The following is a 15,375-nucleotide window of genomic DNA, read 5'->3' as shown; positions in this document are numbered from 1 at the left end:
TTTGTTACCAGGTGTATTTCAGTTTGGTGCCAAGAATTGTTTGAGTAAAGTCAGCCCTGGGTAAGTTAGAGACGTAATCCCCATGACTGAAATACCATTGCCAAGTCAACTGGTTTGATAGAGGGACTTCCATATCCACTTGGAAGCGAAGTCGATCATCTCTCCGTGCCTCAAACACTGCGGAGGATGGTGACTGATACTGCCGCAATTCATACCGTATCGCCGCTTCTATTTTCACCCTCTGCTCGTTGAGATTGAGACGACGAATGTACCTTATCTTGAGTAGGTGGGCTTTAAAATCAAGCTCTGGAGCGATTGCATCTTCATTCCGGTATCGGTATCCGACATTCCCATAACTTCGCAAGCCCCGGTGGAAGTAATAAAAGTCAATCTCACCCGTATGACTATTAACGTTCCGTAGCGCTCGCTGGTCCACTTTTCTTTCTGAGTAAACATAAGCGCCTCGTGAAAACCAGCGTTTTGACAAGAATCCGGAGAGTGACGGTGAGATGCGGCTATATGTCAGGAATGACTTATTGTCTAATCTGGAGTCAATGTAGTAGGCCGAAAGCGAAATACTGCTGCCATCCAAATTGTGACTCAGGTCTGCACCAGCGATTTGCGTGAGGCGGTTTACTCCTTTAAATTCTTGAAAGGTGCTTTGAGATGCTCTGTAGTTGAGAGAAACGTCGGTGCGGTCTGTCAGCGCCACTTCCACGTCTAAATCAAAGTCGATCACTGCTGCGTAGTCGCTTTTTCCACTGGACAGATCTACTTCATCGACCGATACGTTTGTATCGTACTCACCACCTACACTGGCTGACATACTCCACGATGTCTTTGGCGCTGAGCTTTGAGACTCCTGTGTGTGCGTTTTTGAACTCATGGTCGCGCACAACACAACGAGAGGGAAGTAGGCTAATCGATGTGTGTCAGCAAGCACTATAAAACTCGTGATATTTTGCTGGCGGAGCTTAATCAAAGCGTTGATTCTCCACAAGATTGCGGTTCAATTGCTGTTTGTGCTTAAGCTCCAGTGTTAAGCTCCAACCTGTCGTGTTTGTCCCCAACAGGAGTGATCTATTGTGAATAAAGAGACCGAAGCGCAGATGCACGATAAATGCATGAGACGGTTTGTGGAATTGGCAAATGCTATGAAGGACGAGGGCGTGCCTGTGAACGTTGTTTCCTGGTCTCTCATGTCCGCCTCTGGTATCTACGCTACCTATTCTGTTGCAGGCAATAAAGGTGGGCTCAATCAGTCAGGAGTTGATAAAGTGGCTGATACATTCAAGAAAAACCTTGCGAATATTCAAGCGTTAAAAAAAGAGCAGGTAACTGGCCGTAAGAATGACGGAGCCGAGTGATCTCATGCTTCCTCGAGCGAAATCCCACTGGCGTCCCTGGTGCTAGTCTCCTTCAGACGGGTAAGCTGCTGAAGAAAATGCTCCGGTGCCAGCAGCGGGCTGAGTTGAGCCAGGGGCACCGGCTGGCTGAATAAAAAGCCTTGGATAACGCTCACTTCCTGATCGAGGAAAAACTCCAGTTCTTCCATGCGCTCAACACCCTCAACAACGATCTCCAGTCCGAGACTTTTGGCCATGGCAATAATGGCGCTCACCAGTTCCACATTCTGACTTCCCTTGGCCAGGCCCAGGACGAAGCTTCGATCGATCTTGAGCTCGTCGAGGGGGAAGCGGGTTAGGTAGCTGAGAGAGGAATAGCCTGTCCCGAAATCGTCGATGGATAGGCGTATGCCCAGATCCTTGAGGCTCTGAACCATGGATACGATGCTTTCCTGATTGCTCACCATAATGCCTTCGGTAAGCTCGATCTCCAGTGATTCGGGAGATAATCCCGACTCTTTAAGCGCGGAGGTCACCGTCGCAACAAACTCGTCATGAAACTGCAAAGCGGATACGTTGACCGAGACCTTGGGTAAGCTGTGCCCCTGGGCACGGAGTTCCACAAGATCAGCGCAGGCTCTGCGCAGTACCCATTCACCCACGTCTTCGATAAGGCCCAGCTCTTCAGCGATGGGTATCCATTTAAAGGGAGGAATAAGGCCCTGCTCTGGATGGTTCCAGCGTACAAGGGATTCCGCACCGGTGACCTTACCGTCCACGGCATTTACCTGGGGCTGGTAGTGCAATAATAGTTGCTCTAACTCCAGGGCACGTCGCAGGTCGTTCTCGAGTTGCAGGCGCTCGCGGTTGGCGCTCTCCATGGAGTCGTCATAGATCATCACACGGTTACGGCCACGCTTCTTCGCATTTACCATCGCGGTGTCCGCTGCGCGCAGGAGTGTTTCAACATCGACGGCATGATCCGGTGCAAGAGCAATACCGATGCTGGAGGTGACAATCACTTCCTGGCGATCAATGAGATAGGGTTCAGCGATGGAGCTGGCGAGGCGGTCGGCGACACGTTTTGCCATGTCGATGCTTTCGATCTGATTTAGCACTACGGTGAATTCATCGCCTCCCAGGCGCGAGAGGTCCATGAGAGAATTATCATCGTCAGAGCGTCTATGGAGAACGTCGCTGTCGCGCACACCCGCAGCAAGTCGTTCGGAAACCTCGCGCAGTAAACGGTCCCCGGCGGTGGCACCCAGGGAATCATTGATGCGTTTGAAATTGTCGATATCCACATGCAGCAGACCAACGTTATGGTTGCTCCGCTGGGCGAGGCGAAGGAGGAGTGTCAGTTGCTCGGTAAACAGCTTGCGGTTGGGTAACGAAGTCAGATTGTCAAAATAGGCAGCGTGACGCAGTTTGCTGCGTGTTTCCGTCACCCGCTGCTCCGCGGATTCCAGTTCTTCTTTATGGCGACTGAGCTGCTCCGTGCGCTCGTCGACTTTCATGCTCAGCATCTTGCGGTCTGTATTCATCTGCTGGGTATAGCTGTGTAAGCCAGTGATGATGCCGTTGAGCACTTCAGCGATATCACGCACCTCACCACTACCGCGGATACGCAGGGGCTTACTCTGTTTACCGGATGCTATGTCGTCCGCTACCCGGGCGAGCATGCCCAGGGGCGCGGTGATGCGTCGGGTGATGATCCGCGTCAGGAGCCAGAAAAGAAACAATATCGCCAGGCCTATGCCTGATGACAGTGCCACCGTGGGCAGCGTCAGGCTCCACAGCGCCGTGCTGCTAATTTCCACATCAAGATAGGCGATAACGTAAACGCTGCTCACCAGCTCCGGGTAGGCCAGGGCGGCGGCAAAGTCCTCGCGACCCAATCCCGCCCTGCTGGGGTCGACCACCGAGATGATGGGTAAGGTGAGTGACGTGGTTTTTTCACCCAATGTGAGTTTGCTGAGCAGGTCCAGCTCGTCGGGGATCGAACCGCCCGGCGTCGTTACGGTACCGCGCTCTAGGGGGGAGAGGTTCTCTCGCAGTTCATTGAATCGCGGTAGCGCCTCGCCTTCGACCCAGGGATGGGTCGCTTCGCCGATGAGTTCACCCTGGCCGTCAAAGAGCACGGCTCGTTTGACTGCCGGGGAGAGAGCGAGGAACTCTTCCAGGGTACGCTGCACTTCCGCAGGTTCCCGATAATAGGCGGTCAGCTGGAGATGGGGCTGACTGCCCACCTGACTCGAAACAGAAAGGATAAGGGCGTCGCGCTGGTAACTGTAATCCCGCTGACCCACAAAGAGGGTCAATACCAGGCCCGCAAGAATTGCCAGCAGCGCAATGAGCGTATTAATTTTTGCGGCAATACTCATGGCAATCGGCGCGCTGCAATGCGCCCTGGGCGTAATGTCTTTGTAGGCATGTTGAACCCCAAGTTCCGGGACAGTTTATCGGGGTTGTCGATAGGCTGAGCGCACCGCAGGCACGCTGCAACTCCATCAACATCTATTCGCTTCAGCATCGTCCAGCGGTCCCTGCGCCAATGACAATGTGTTAATTCCTGACGCTACCATGCAACGCCAGTGGTGACCAGTGCTGCTCTGCGGTGCAACTCAGGAGGCTTTGACGCCGCGGCGGCTGTATTCAAGGAGTGCCGCAGGAGTCAGAGGGCGCGAAAACAGGAAGCCCTGACCCAGGTGGCAGCCATCACTTATCAGCATTTCCCGCTGTTCTTCTGTCTCTACTCCCTCGGCAATGACCTCGAGGTTCAGGGCGTTGCCGAGGGCGATGATGGTCTGCGCAATGGCCCGGTCACCGGGATCGATCACAATATCCCGCACAAAAGAGGCGTCAATTTTTAGGCGACTCAGCGGGTACTGTTTCAGGTACGCCAGGGAGGAGTAGCCGGTGCCGAAATCGTCCACAGAAATTGCGATACCCAGTTTGCGGATAGCCTGCATGGCTTTGGACGCCAGTTCCGGTTCGGTAAGGAGCACGCTTTCCGTAATCTCCAGCTCCAGAGCGTCGCTTTGACAGGCGTCCAACTCGATTATCTCCTGAATCAGCTCGATAAAACTCTCGTGCAGTAACTGCCGTCCCGAGACGTTAACGGCAAAGCGGATGCCCCTGAGGTCAGCGTTGGCCAGGCGTTTTTGCTCGGCGCAGACTTCCTGGAGCACCCATTTACCTAAAGCCAGTATTTGACCGTTCTCTTCCGCGATAGGAATGAAGTGCTCCGGCGATATTGCACTCTTGCTCGGGTGATCCCAGCGCAGGAGAGCCTCCACACCGATCAGTGCACCACTGCGCATATCCACCTGTGGCTGGTAGGCGACGTGGAATTCCCTGCGTTCCAGCGCGCTGTGCATGTCAGATTCCAGAGAGAGGCGGGCAAGCGCCCGTTCGGTCATGTCCGGCGTGTAGTGCATAAAGGTATTGCGCCCGCTGTGTTTTGCCCGATACATGGCAGCGTCGGCATTGCGCAGGAGCTCCTCTGTGGTCTGTCCGTCGCCGGGACTGACGCTGATGCCAATGCTTGTGCCCACGGTGAGTTTCCGCTCTTCAAGTATCAGAGGCTGCTGAAAGGCCAGAAGTATTTTTTGCGCGACCTCTAGGGCGGTCACGCTGCTACCCACACCCTGGAGCACGATGGTGAACTCATCGCCCCCGAGTCTCGCGATGATATCTGCTCTGCGTACACAGTCACTGAGCCGGCGGGAAACAGCACGGAGTACTTCATCGCCCAGGCTATGTCCGAGGCTATCGTTGATATCTTTGAAGTGGTCCAGATCGAGGAAAAGCACGGCCAGAGAGGAGGCCTGTTTGTCTGGATTCTGCAGTGCATGGTTCAGTTTATCGATAAGGTAGAGACGATTGGGCAGGCCGGTGAGGGCGTCGTGATGAGCCAGGTGCTCGAGAGAGCGCTGCTGATAGCGCAGAGTTTCTTCTGCCTTTTTTTGTTCAGTGATGTCCCGGGCGATGCTCACTATGCCGCGAACCGTTCCCTGTTCGTCCCGAAACACATTCAGGCTCGCACTGAGGAGTACGCGATGACCGGCGGGATGATGAACCCATCGCTCGATAACTTTTTTGCCATCCCTGAGCGCCGATTCATCGGCTTGGCGTCGGATTTCTGCTTCTTCGGCATCGCAGAGGTCCTCGTCTGTTTTTCCGATGATGTCCTCGGGAGCTAGACCCAGAAACTCTGCGAAGGCGTTGTTACAGCCAAGATAGCGCCCCTTGCTCTCGGAGTAATCCTTGTAAAAAATGAAGTCGGAGGTGGAGTTGATCACTGAGCCGAGGAGCGCGAGGTCCTTCTGTGCAAGACGTTCCAACTCTTGCCGTCTGGACATCTGCTCAGCGAGATCCTTGTTGGAATCTCTGAGCTCGGAGGTGCGCGTGGCGATGATTGCTTCCTGACCGCTCGTCTGTGCCTGGAGGGCGTCCAGTAATGATTGGTTTTCGGCGGCGAGGGCTAAGCGCGCAAGATAAGTGCGGTTTGTCGCTCGGGTAAATCCCAGAAGGATGAGGTAGTAGGCCCAGTAGGCTACCAAAAGCCAGCCCAGGGTATCGATAGACCGAAACAGCATGAGTACGCCGCTGATCAGCACCGGCGGCGCGGTGTAAAGCACAAAGGTGGGGATATGCTGGCCCAGCGCGATGGACGCGGAGCTCAGAACACCCAGCATCAGCATCCAGGGTGCCGCCAGTGTGGCCAGGTTGCTCCAGTCACTCACCGATAGAAAGATCAGGCTCCATGATGAACCCACGAGGATGCAGCTGGCGCTGTAGATTTTGAGCCAGGTTTGATCACTGAAACGTTGCGGGGAGCTGTGGCGCAGGTACCAGATGAAGTACCGTATGGCCGCTGTCGCTGTGAGCGTAGCGGCCCAGACATTGAGCAGGGTGGTGTCCGATTGACCTCTGAGCGCAATCCAGAAAACCGCAATGATAAAGAGAATGACGGCGCTGGAGACTGGCGTTTGCCGGTAGAGGTCCTCGCAGACATGGGAAGTAACGTAATTGCTGGACGAAGCGGGCTGTGAGTCCGGCGAGGTCATAGCTTAGCGTCCGACGCTGGTGTACTGGAGTCCGGCGCCCTCCATGAGGCTCCGTTCATAGACGTTGCGCAGGTCTACAAATACGTCTCCGCGCATGGCGTTGCGGACCTCCATGAGGTTGAGTCCACGGTATTGGTTCCACTCGGTCATCAACACCACGGCGTCCGCGTCTTTAAGGGCTTCCTCAATGGTATCTGCGTACTCTATATTTTCCGGGAGTAATGGCCGAGCTTCGTCCATGCCCTCAGGGTCGTGGGCGCAGATGATGGCCCCGCGATCGATGAGTGCAGGAAGAATTGCCAGGGCCGGTGCGTCACGCATGTCGTCGGTCTCGGGTTTGAAGGTCAAGCCGAGAACCGCAATGCGTTTGTCTGCCTCGGAACCCCCCAGGGCTTCGCGGATTTTTGACACCATCCGCGCCTTCTGTGACGCGTTAACCTCCACAACGGCTTCCACAATTCGACTTCCGACGCCATATTCCTGAGCCATACGGTTCAGTGCCAGGGTGTCCTTCGGGAAGCAGGAGCCGCCGTAGCCGGGTCCGGCGTGGAGGAATTTGTTGCCGATGCGCTTATCCATGCCCATGCCTTTGGCAACGGCATTCACATCGGCGCCGGTTTTTTCGCAGAGCTGGCTCATCTCATTAATAAAACTGATCTTGGTGGCGAGAAAAGCGTTAGCCGCGTATTTGATCAGCTCGGCGCTCTCCAATCCGGTGACCAGCAGGGGAGCCTCGATGAGGTTTAATGGACGGTAAAGCTCCCGGAGCCGTGTTTCAGCGCGCTCGGACTCCACCCCCAATACGACGCGATCCGGACGCATGAAATCGCTGATGGCAGACCCTTCGCGGAGAAACTCGGGATTGGATGCCACATCGAAGTCTGCCTCCGGGTTTGTCTTGCTGATCACCCGTGCTACTTCTCGGGCCGTGCCCACAGGCACCGTGGATTTGTCCACGATCACCGTGTAACCCTGAAGGTTTGCGGCGATCTCTTCCGCCGCGGCATAAACATATTTGAGATCGGCGTGGCCGTCGCCACGGCGGGTGGGGGTGCCCACGGCAATAAAGATTAAGTCTGCCTTTGCAACGCTGCCCGCCACGTCCGTGGTAAAGGACAGTCGTCCGGCGTCAGCATTCTTGCGGACCAGGTCTTCGAGGCCCGGTTCGTAAATGGGAACCTTGCCCTGGCGCAGAGCGGTGATTCGTGGTTCCTGCTTGTCCACACAGGTCACACTTGCGCCAAATTCCGCAAAACAGGCACCGGAGACCAGGCCCACATAGCCCGCGCCAATCATCACAACGTTCATTTACTGGTGGGTTCCTATCAGCGAATAGAGAAGAGCCTTAGATTATCCGGGCTCAGCCGGGCTGTCTGTAATAGTCGCGGTACCAGTCTACAAAATTTTGAATTCCTGCGCTGATATCTGTCCCGGGTCGATATCCCACGTAGTCGGAGAGTGCTTCGATATCTGCATAGGTCGCTGGCACATCCCCGGCCTGCAGGGGCAGAAATTCCTTCTGGGCCTCCTTCCCCAGAGCCGACTCGATAGCGGCAATAAAGTCCATAAGCGGCACGGGCTGGTTGTTACCTATATTGAACAGGCGGTACGGTGCACAGCTGCTCCCGGGGTCCGGCTGTGCGGAATCCCATTGGCTGTTGGCCTCTGCCGGTTTGCCCAGTAGTCGCGTTATGCCCTCCACTATATCGTCGATGTAGGTGAAGTCGCGACGCATCTGTCCCTGGTTGAATACCTTGATCGGCTCCCCGGAAAGGATCGCTTTGGTAAACAGAAACAGGGCCATGTCCGGCCGCCCCCAGGGCCCATATACTGTGAAAAAGCGCAGCCCGGTAGTGCGCAGTCCATATAGATGAGAGTAGGTGTGCGCCATGAGCTCGTTGGACTTTTTTGTCGCCGCGTAGAGCGATACGGGATGATCAACGTTGTCGTGCACGGAAAAGGGCATCTGGGTGTTCAGGCCGTAAACGGAACTGCTGGATGCGTATATCAGATGGGCCGTATTTGCGTGGCGACAGCATTCTAGGATGTTCATGAAACCGTCAATGTTGCTGCTGATATAGGCGCGGGGGTTTTCCAGGGAATAACGAACCCCCGCCTGAGCCGCCAGGTTTACCACCGCATCCAGAGAGTGATCGGCAAACAGCTTTTCCATGGCACTGCGGTCCTCGAGGCTGAGGTTTGCGAAGGTAAAACCCTCCCGCGCCTGGAGCCGCGCCAATCGATCCCGTTTGAGCTCCACGGAGTAGTAGTCGTTAAGGTTATCGAGGCCGACGACGTCGTGGCCTTCGTTGAGAAGACGGTGACTCAGATGAAAGCCAATAAAGCCGGCAGCACCGGTAACGAGAGCGCGCATGGGTGGAACTCCTGTGGTCAGGGCTTCATGGTAGCAAACACATGCTGTGACTCAGTACCTGTTCAGCAGGATCGGCGGCTGGTAGCGTAAGCCTTTATTTCGAGGCTTTGTCAGATGGTCAGATCAAAACGCGTGTTGCTTACCGGCGGTGCGGGTTACATCGGCTCCCACAGCTGCGTGGCATTCAGTGACGCCGGCTATGAGGTCAGTCTTCTCGATAATTTTTCCAATAGCTCTCCCGTCGTGCTCGAGCGTGTGGAACAGATCCTGGGGTATCGGCCGGCGCTGTACGAGGCGGATATCCGCGATGAAGCAGCAACCCTGCAAGTGCTGGAAGAGTCCCAACCGGATGCGGTGATTCACTTTGCGGGCCTCAAGGCCGTGGGGGAGTCCGTGGCGATGCCCCTGCATTATTACGACAACAATGTGTCAGGTACCCTGTCTTTGTTGAGGGCCATGGAAGCCGCTTCGGTGTTCAACCTGGTTTTCAGTTCTTCGGCGACGGTGTACGGCGATCCCTTATCAGTACCCATTACCGAAGACTTTCCCCGCAGTGCAACCAATCCCTATGGTCGCAGTAAGCTTATCGTTGAAGATATGCTCATGGATTTGGTGGCCTCAAACCCCGATTGGAAGGTAGCGCTTCTGCGCTACTTCAACCCCGTAGGCGCCCATGAAAGCGGTCTCATTGGTGAAGATCCGTCCGGAATTCCCAATAACCTCATGCCCTTTATTGCCCAGGTGGCCGTTGGACGTCGTGAGAAGCTCAGCGTGTTTGGCGGCGACTATGACACGCGCGATGGTACCGGTGTGCGTGATTACATCCATGTATCGGATCTGGCGGCGGGGCATGTGAGTGCCCTGAGCTGTCTGGAAAGCCATAGCGGGAAGGATGCTCTTGTAGCCAACCTGGGCACCGGCACGGGCTACAGTGTGCTTGAGCTTGTGCATGCTTTCGAGCAGGCCAGCGGTCGCAAGGTGCCCTACGAGATTATCGACCGTCGTCCCGGCGATGTGGCCCAGTGTTATGCCGACCCCGCTTACGCCCGTCAGAAGCTAGGGTGGGATGCCCGCTTCGGCGTAGAGCGCATGTGCGAGGATGCCTGGCGTTGGCAGTCGCAAAATCCCAACGGCTTCAGGAGCTGAGTGCGCCGAAGAAGGTTTACGCCGCGAAATCCGCGTTAAGGCTTTTCACGGGTCAGAGGCTGTCGCTGCTCCGCAGGACCCGGACGCTTAGCACGCTCTCGGCAACATCCGATTCATGGAAGGCAACCTTCCGCCATTGCTTTTTCGCATACATCGCGGTCTGGTCGCGAAAGTGAGCACTGTTGGGATTACCTGATTGACTGTAGCTCAGCAGCGCCTCGGCGACGGGGCCTTTTTCGTCGAAACCCAGGGTGTAGATAAAGCTACTGCCGTGGACGACGGGGTACCCCTTGTCGGTGAGATAACGACTGTCTGCGACCTGAACCGGCTGAATGCCGGCGATAGGCGAGGCCGCTGGATTGCCCGCCATCTGCAGATTGGCCACGCCCTCAAAGCCGTTGCCCCCGTGTACGGGTATCGCCTTAGCTGCCCGCCAGGCGAACTGGGTGTCTCTTAAGCTGGCATCGAGCGGTAGCTCAGCGGCGGACAACACCGCAACGGCTTCTTTGAGTGTCTCAAGGGCGAGCGCCGCGTCCCCGAGAGCAGCGGGGGTCATGGCAGGCTGGTTGGCATCAAACGGATCCTTGAACAGTTTGCCGGTATTGACGGTATCCAGCCGGTCGTAGCGGGTTATCCACTCACGAAAGAGCGGCGCGCCGGGGCTATCGAGATTGAGACTGCCGTCGTAAGCCTCCAGTACATCGCAGGCATCCTGCAGCGCTTCACCTGACGCACGGCAGGCATCGATGAGCTCAGGCAACAGGAGCTCGGCGGTGAGCCCGCGGTTGGAAAACAGCGCCTTTTGTATCTCATGGATCGTAAAGCGACCATCGTCGCCCGCATCGCCATAATCATTCTCCAGCATTCGGACGTTCATCCGGGTCCGCAGGGAGCGAGCGGATTCCGTCGGTCCATAGAGAATGGAATGGCCCGTCGTGGGCTGTCTCGGACTGCTGAGCCAATAGCTATCGTTGGAGTTAAAGACGTAGTCGCGACGCTCAATACGCGGCCGTTCTTCGAAGGGTACGGTACCTGCGACAGGCACCGTATCATCCTCAATCCAGGTGTTTTCGGGGTCGCTGGCATTGAGCAATATCATGCGTCGACCGCCATACAACTGGGCTGCGAGGGGATCGGATTTCAGGGACTTTTTCCATTGGGCCTGGGCCGCGTCGCTGAGGTTGCCCACCGTCGAGTTGTCCAGGTAGAGCGCCCGGCCATCGGCACTTGTGGCGATGGTATTCACCCAGGGCATGGCGTTGTATTTTTCATGGGCATCGACGAACTCATCGAGACTTCGTGCTTCTCCCATGGCCTTCCACTGAGCGAGGAGTGAGTGATTGCCAACGTTTGCATCCCGCGCCGCGTAGGCGTACTGACTGTCCCAGGTCATGCCGGGCATGCTTAGCAGGGGGCCATGGTCGCTCACATAGATTGTGTGCTCATGCATGGTGATTTCGCCGCTGTCATCCCGCAGGGGAAATGTGACCGTTCGGGCTTCGATCTCGCGCCAGTCGTCTCCGTAGCGGTAGCGCAGGGGGTTTTCAGGATCTAGTTCAAGACGGTAGAGCACCAGGCGCTGGCTGGCGGAGACGGTATGGGTCCACCCCAGGGCTTCGTTAAAACCAATAGATACGCCGGGGCTGCCCAGGAGGTGGGCACCGTAAATGTTGAGCTTGCCGGGAATAGTGAGGTGTTTTTCCCAGAAGCGGCTGTCGCCATACCAGGGGTAATGGGGATTAGCGAGGAGCATGCCCCGGCCGTTCTCTGTGTACTCACTGCCCAATGCCCAGCCATTGGATCCCATGCCCTCCAGGGAAGCGGCGTCGAGGGCTGCAAGTTGCAATGTTGCGCTGTCGTTCACGGCCTGCTCAGAGGCGTTGGTCGGCGGCTGTACGCTCGCTATCGCAGCGCTCATGCGCGGGAGGGTCTGGGCTACCATGACCATGCGCGTCATATGATCAACGGGCGTTGCCTCGCGGAGCCATTCGGCACCGCTGCACCAGGAGCTGTTACGGGATCCCGCGTGTTCTTTGAGGTAGCGGTTGTAGCCTGCGCTGTACCCGGCAAGCCAGCGGCGGGTCTCCTCATCCTGCGCGGCGAGGGCAACCTCCGCCTGTGCCCGCAGGTTGAAGCCATGGACGACGGCATCCAGCGCTATGTTGCTGTTATTGGCGCCGGCACCGAGATAGTGTGAGCTCTCACCTCGGGCCTGCAGCAATGCCAGTGCCATGTTGCACACATGGTCGTTCGCTGCGGCAAAGGCCTCGCCGTAGCCCAGAGAACCATAGTCATCGGCTTGAATGTGCGGGACACCGAAGGGCCCTTTGCGGATAGTGACGTGATAGCCGCCTTCGGGTATCAGCGATGTTTCAGATTCATCTCCCGGCATCTCTGCATTATCCGCGAACACCGATGGGGTAAGCATAAGTATCAGAAGGAACGATGCCAGTGGGGAGCCATGGCTGCTGCGTTTACTGCTTTTGAGATACCGAGGGCGTCGTGTGTTTGCTAAAGGCATGGGTATGAATCTCTCTGAAGAATCTTATTTTGCTGTGTGGTCATTCTGCACAGACAGCGTTGTCTGTCTACGGCCGCCCTGTACCTGTTCTATCTTATTGAAGCGCTTCAGGACTCGCGCCACAACCAGGCGGCGCCACGAACGCCGCTGCTATCACCGTGCTGCGCGGCATAAATTTTTGTACGACAAACATCGGAGAACAACTTTCCGGTGAGCAGCTCAGGCACCTTCCGGTAAAGATGAGGGATGTTGGAAAGACCACCCCCAATAACAACGGCCTCCGGATCCAGCAGGTTTATAACGCCCGCGAGGGCCGCTGCCAGCATGTCTGTGTAGAGCGACAAAATCTTGCGGTGCGCATCGTCGGGTGACTGCACCGACAGCTGATCCACGGAGATGCTTTCGCCGTGGAGTTGCTCATGGCTGAGAGCCAGCCCCGGCCCACTGAGCCAGGTTTCTATGCAGTTTTCTCTCCCGCAGTAGCACAGTCGAGACGCCGCAAGCTCAGGTGGAAGTGTATTCACGCGATCCAATGGCATGGGATTATGGCCCCACTCTCCGCTGATGGCGTTGGGACCCTGAAGCAAAGCACCGTGGATCACGATGCCACCTCCCACGCCGGTGCCGAGAATGACGCCAAACACGCTGTCTGCTTCAGCCCCTTTGCCATCGCAGGCCTCCGATAGCGCCAGGCAATCGGCGTCGTTGGCCATGCGCACGGGGCGGGCGCAACGTGCCTCGAGGTCCGCGCGCAATGGCTGGCCGTTCAAAGCGGTGCTGTTGCAATTGCGCATAAGACCGGTTTTGGGAGAAGGCGAACCCGGTGTGCAGATTCCCAGGGGAAGGCGCTCTCGCAGGCCCGCCTCGGACTCCAGCTCTTCGCAGAGCTCCTTGATTGCTGAAAGACTGCCATCGTAGCTGTTATTCGGAGTAGCGCAGCGTGCTCGATGGCTTACGGTCCCCCCGGTGTCCATGATCGCAGCCTCAATCTTGCTGCCCCCGAGATCCACACCCAATAGCAACATTGTATTTTCCATGGCAGATTCCTCTGGTCACCCATTGGCCTGTTTCGACATTTTCATTGACGGGGATCATTGCGGGCGCCCTGCGCGCGCGGCCCAATAGCCCCGTTATTAATCAACGAGGATAAGTGCAAATGAGTGATTCGGGAAAACAGGCCCTGGAGCGTCCGCTGGAGGAAGATGTTGTTGATGGCCAGGCGAAAGAGTCGGGTACATTGGCTGAGGGCAGTGACCGCGGCCAGCGTCTTCATCAGCTGGCGAGAATGCGCCATGACCCGGCAGCAATCCGTGAGCTGTTTATTTCCGGCGATTATCCTTACAAAAGCAAAATGCCCCGGCGGGAGTACGAGGAAAAAAAACAGGCGCTCCAGGTGGAACTTCTTAAAGTACAACAATGGGTGAGAGATAGCGGCCAGAAAATCGTCGTATTGTTTGAAGGTCGAGACGCTGCGGGGAAGGGCGGGACGATCAAACGCTTTATGGAACACCTCAATCCGCGGGGTGCGCGAGTGGTAGCACTGGAGAAGCCCACGGATCAGGAACGCGGTCAGTGGTACTTTCAGCGTTACATGAAGCACCTGCCTTCCGATGGCGAGATCGTGCTCTTCGATCGCTCCTGGTACAACCGCGCGGGTGTCGAGCGGGTAATGGAGTTTTGCTCACCGGAAGAGTATCTCGAGTTCATGCGACAAACACCGGACCTTGAACGAATGCTGGTGCGTAGCGGTGTTCGTCTGTTCAAGTATTGGTTTTCTGTTACTAAAGAAGAGCAGCACGCGCGCTTTGCGCGTCGGAAAACCGATCCCCTCAAGCAGTGGAAGTTGTCACCCATTGATCAGGCCTCCATCGACAAGTGGGAGGAATATACCGAGGCCAAAGAGGCCATGTTTTTCTATACCGACACCGCCGATGCACCCTGGACGGTGATCAAGTCCTCGGACAAAAAGCGCGCCCGGCTGGCCTGCATGCAGCACTTTTTGGCAAGCCTCGATTACCCGGAGAAAGACACTCACCTGGTGCGCCGGCCGGATCCGCTGCTGGTGGGGCACAGTCAGCATGTCATAGGACGCTCGAGACATATTCTCGGGCCATCGGTCAGCGAGTGGTAACCCGGGGCGATTTAAAAATGCTGTGATGGAGTAAGCGGTTGAGGAAAATGTGGTACCGAAGGCCGGACTCGAACCGGCACACCTGTTAGGGCGGGGGATTTTGAATCCCCTGTGTCTACCAATTTCACCACTTCGGCACTGAGATCAATCGCTGCTCCATGTATGAAGCGGGCATGAGTATAACAGCGCCCGTTCCTTTGCCGCCAGATATTGTCCAGAAGTTCTTCGTTGTGAGGGGCGATGAGCCTATCAATGCTGGGTTTTCAGACTGTCGAATTGGGGGATGATTCTGTACACTCCGCTCGCGCAGTGCCCATGGCCTGTGCTCACTGAGTATCCGCCCACGCGCCAGACGGCGCGCCGACAGAGAGAAAAGAAGTATGACCATGAAATTGGTAAAGAAGACCGACGATTACAGCATTTTTCAGCGTGGCGATGAGCGTTACGCGGTAAAAGATGCCGCCAAGCGGCCGGTAAATGGCGATGAGAAAGTGCGTATTCTGTTGGAAGAGGGACTGATCAAGGTTGCGGAACCCGCGCCTGCTGACGCAGTTCCAGCCGAGGAAGCGCCTGCGGCAGAAGAAGCGCCTGCGGAAGAAGCTGCGGCCGAAGAAGCCCCGGCGGACGAGGCCGAAGCGCCTGCCGAAGAAGACGGCGAAGCCAAAGAATAAACGACGACAGCTGACTAATCGCGCGGGGTTTTCCCGCGCGTCTCCACGCATTCCTGACTATGCAGCGCACCGACTTTAGCTACGAGCTCCCCGAGGAACTGATTGCCCAGACGC

11 protein-coding genes and 1 tRNA gene are annotated in these 15,375 nt (G+C 56.4%); 4 read left to right on the top strand and 8 right to left on the bottom strand.

What is annotated here, in order from left to right; genetic code table 11:
• Window positions 1-4: 4 nt before the first annotated feature.
• Window positions 5-826, bottom strand: coding sequence for a surface lipoprotein assembly modifier (locus ACTG3T_RS04425; protein WP_439101053.1), 822 nt, complete (start codon window positions 824-826; stop codon window positions 5-7).
• A gap of 259 nt (window positions 827-1,085) precedes the next feature.
• Here ACTG3T_RS04425 and ACTG3T_RS04420 point away from each other — a divergent pair, with 259 nt between their 5' ends.
• Complete coding sequence (locus ACTG3T_RS04420; RefSeq protein WP_439101052.1) at window positions 1,086-1,367, top strand: DUF3144 domain-containing protein; 282 nt, start codon at window positions 1,086-1,088, stop codon at window positions 1,365-1,367.
• Between the two features lie 2 nt (window positions 1,368-1,369).
• Here the strand turns inward: ACTG3T_RS04420 and ACTG3T_RS04415 are convergent, their stop codons facing one another.
• The 4 genes from ACTG3T_RS04415 to ACTG3T_RS04400 all read right to left on the bottom strand — a co-directional run bounded on the left by ACTG3T_RS04415 (window position 1,370) and on the right by ACTG3T_RS04400 (window position 8,792).
• Window positions 1,370-3,730 (bottom strand): putative bifunctional diguanylate cyclase/phosphodiesterase, encoded by a 2,361-nt coding sequence (locus tag ACTG3T_RS04415; RefSeq protein WP_439101051.1) that lies wholly within the window; start codon window positions 3,728-3,730, stop codon window positions 1,370-1,372.
• Window positions 3,731-3,970: 240 nt separating this feature from the next.
• Window positions 3,971-6,418 carry a putative bifunctional diguanylate cyclase/phosphodiesterase gene (locus ACTG3T_RS04410; protein WP_439101050.1) on the bottom strand — a complete coding sequence of 816 codons (2,448 nt, stop codon included), beginning with the start codon at window positions 6,416-6,418 and terminating at the stop codon, window positions 3,971-3,973.
• 3 nt (window positions 6,419-6,421) lie between these two features.
• Window positions 6,422-7,726, bottom strand: a complete 1,305-nt coding sequence (locus tag ACTG3T_RS04405) for a UDP-glucose dehydrogenase family protein (RefSeq protein ID WP_439101049.1) — start codon at window positions 7,724-7,726, stop codon at window positions 6,422-6,424.
• 52 nt (window positions 7,727-7,778) lie between these two features.
• On the bottom strand, window positions 7,779-8,792 hold the full coding sequence (locus ACTG3T_RS04400) for an NAD-dependent epimerase (protein ID WP_439101048.1): 1,014 nt from the start codon (window positions 8,790-8,792) through the stop codon (window positions 7,779-7,781).
• 114 nt (window positions 8,793-8,906) lie between these two features.
• On the opposite strand from ACTG3T_RS04400, the gene galE reads away from it, so the two are divergent.
• The gene (galE, locus tag ACTG3T_RS04395) at window positions 8,907-9,938 is read left to right on the top strand and encodes a UDP-glucose 4-epimerase GalE (protein ID WP_439101047.1); all 1,032 of its coding nucleotides are present in this window, start codon (window positions 8,907-8,909) and stop codon (window positions 9,936-9,938) included.
• A gap of 52 nt (window positions 9,939-9,990) precedes the next feature.
• Here the strand turns inward: galE and ACTG3T_RS04390 are convergent, their stop codons facing one another.
• Entirely contained in the window at window positions 9,991-12,459 is a 2,469-nt protein-coding gene (locus ACTG3T_RS04390; protein WP_439101046.1) for an acylase, read from the bottom strand.
• A 107-nt stretch (window positions 12,460-12,566) separates the two neighbouring features.
• Window positions 12,567-13,496 (bottom strand): ROK family protein, encoded by a 930-nt coding sequence (locus ACTG3T_RS04385; RefSeq protein WP_439101045.1) that lies wholly within the window; start codon window positions 13,494-13,496, stop codon window positions 12,567-12,569.
• 119 nt (window positions 13,497-13,615) lie between these two features.
• On the opposite strand from ACTG3T_RS04385, the gene ppk2 reads away from it, so the two are divergent.
• On the top strand, window positions 13,616-14,590 hold the full coding sequence (ppk2, locus tag ACTG3T_RS04380) for a polyphosphate kinase 2 (RefSeq protein WP_439101044.1): 975 nt from the start codon (window positions 13,616-13,618) through the stop codon (window positions 14,588-14,590).
• Between the two features lie 50 nt (window positions 14,591-14,640).
• Here ppk2 and ACTG3T_RS04375 read toward each other — a convergent pair.
• Window positions 14,641-14,727, bottom strand: a tRNA-Leu gene (locus tag ACTG3T_RS04375).
• 249 nt (window positions 14,728-14,976) lie between these two features.
• Here ACTG3T_RS04375 and ACTG3T_RS04370 point away from each other — a divergent pair.
• Window positions 14,977-15,261 carry a hypothetical protein gene (locus ACTG3T_RS04370; protein ID WP_439101043.1) on the top strand — a complete coding sequence of 95 codons (285 nt, stop codon included), beginning with the start codon at window positions 14,977-14,979 and terminating at the stop codon, window positions 15,259-15,261.
• The last annotated feature ends 114 nt before the right edge of the window (window positions 15,262-15,375 follow it).

Origin of the sequence: Congregibacter sp. (assembly GCF_965660375.1) — a bacterium.
Classification (GTDB): domain Bacteria; phylum Pseudomonadota; class Gammaproteobacteria; order Pseudomonadales; family Halieaceae; genus Congregibacter.
This window is presented reverse-complemented; position numbering and strand designations above follow the sequence as displayed.

Coding starts and splice junctions, on each gene's coding strand:
- ACTG3T_RS04425 (WP_439101053.1), bottom strand. CDS start 826: ATGTCAGCCAGTGTAGGTGGTGAGTACGATACAAACGTATCGGTCGAT.
- ACTG3T_RS04415 (WP_439101051.1), bottom strand. CDS start 3,730: ATGAGTATTGCCGCAAAAATTAATACGCTCATTGCGCTGCTGGCAATT.
- ACTG3T_RS04410 (WP_439101050.1), bottom strand. CDS start 6,418: ATGACCTCGCCGGACTCACAGCCCGCTTCGTCCAGCAATTACGTTACT.
- ACTG3T_RS04405 (WP_439101049.1), bottom strand. CDS start 7,726: ATGAACGTTGTGATGATTGGCGCGGGCTATGTGGGCCTGGTCTCCGGT.
- ACTG3T_RS04400 (WP_439101048.1), bottom strand. CDS start 8,792: ATGCGCGCTCTCGTTACCGGTGCTGCCGGCTTTATTGGCTTTCATCTG.
- galE (WP_439101047.1), top strand. CDS start 8,907: ATGGTCAGATCAAAACGCGTGTTGCTTACCGGCGGTGCGGGTTACATC.
- ACTG3T_RS04390 (WP_439101046.1), bottom strand. CDS start 12,459: ATGCCTTTAGCAAACACACGACGCCCTCGGTATCTCAAAAGCAGTAAA.
- ACTG3T_RS04385 (WP_439101045.1), bottom strand. CDS start 13,496: ATGGAAAATACAATGTTGCTATTGGGTGTGGATCTCGGGGGCAGCAAG.
- ppk2 (WP_439101044.1), top strand. CDS start 13,616: ATGAGTGATTCGGGAAAACAGGCCCTGGAGCGTCCGCTGGAGGAAGAT.
- ACTG3T_RS04370 (WP_439101043.1), top strand. CDS start 14,977: ATGAAATTGGTAAAGAAGACCGACGATTACAGCATTTTTCAGCGTGGC.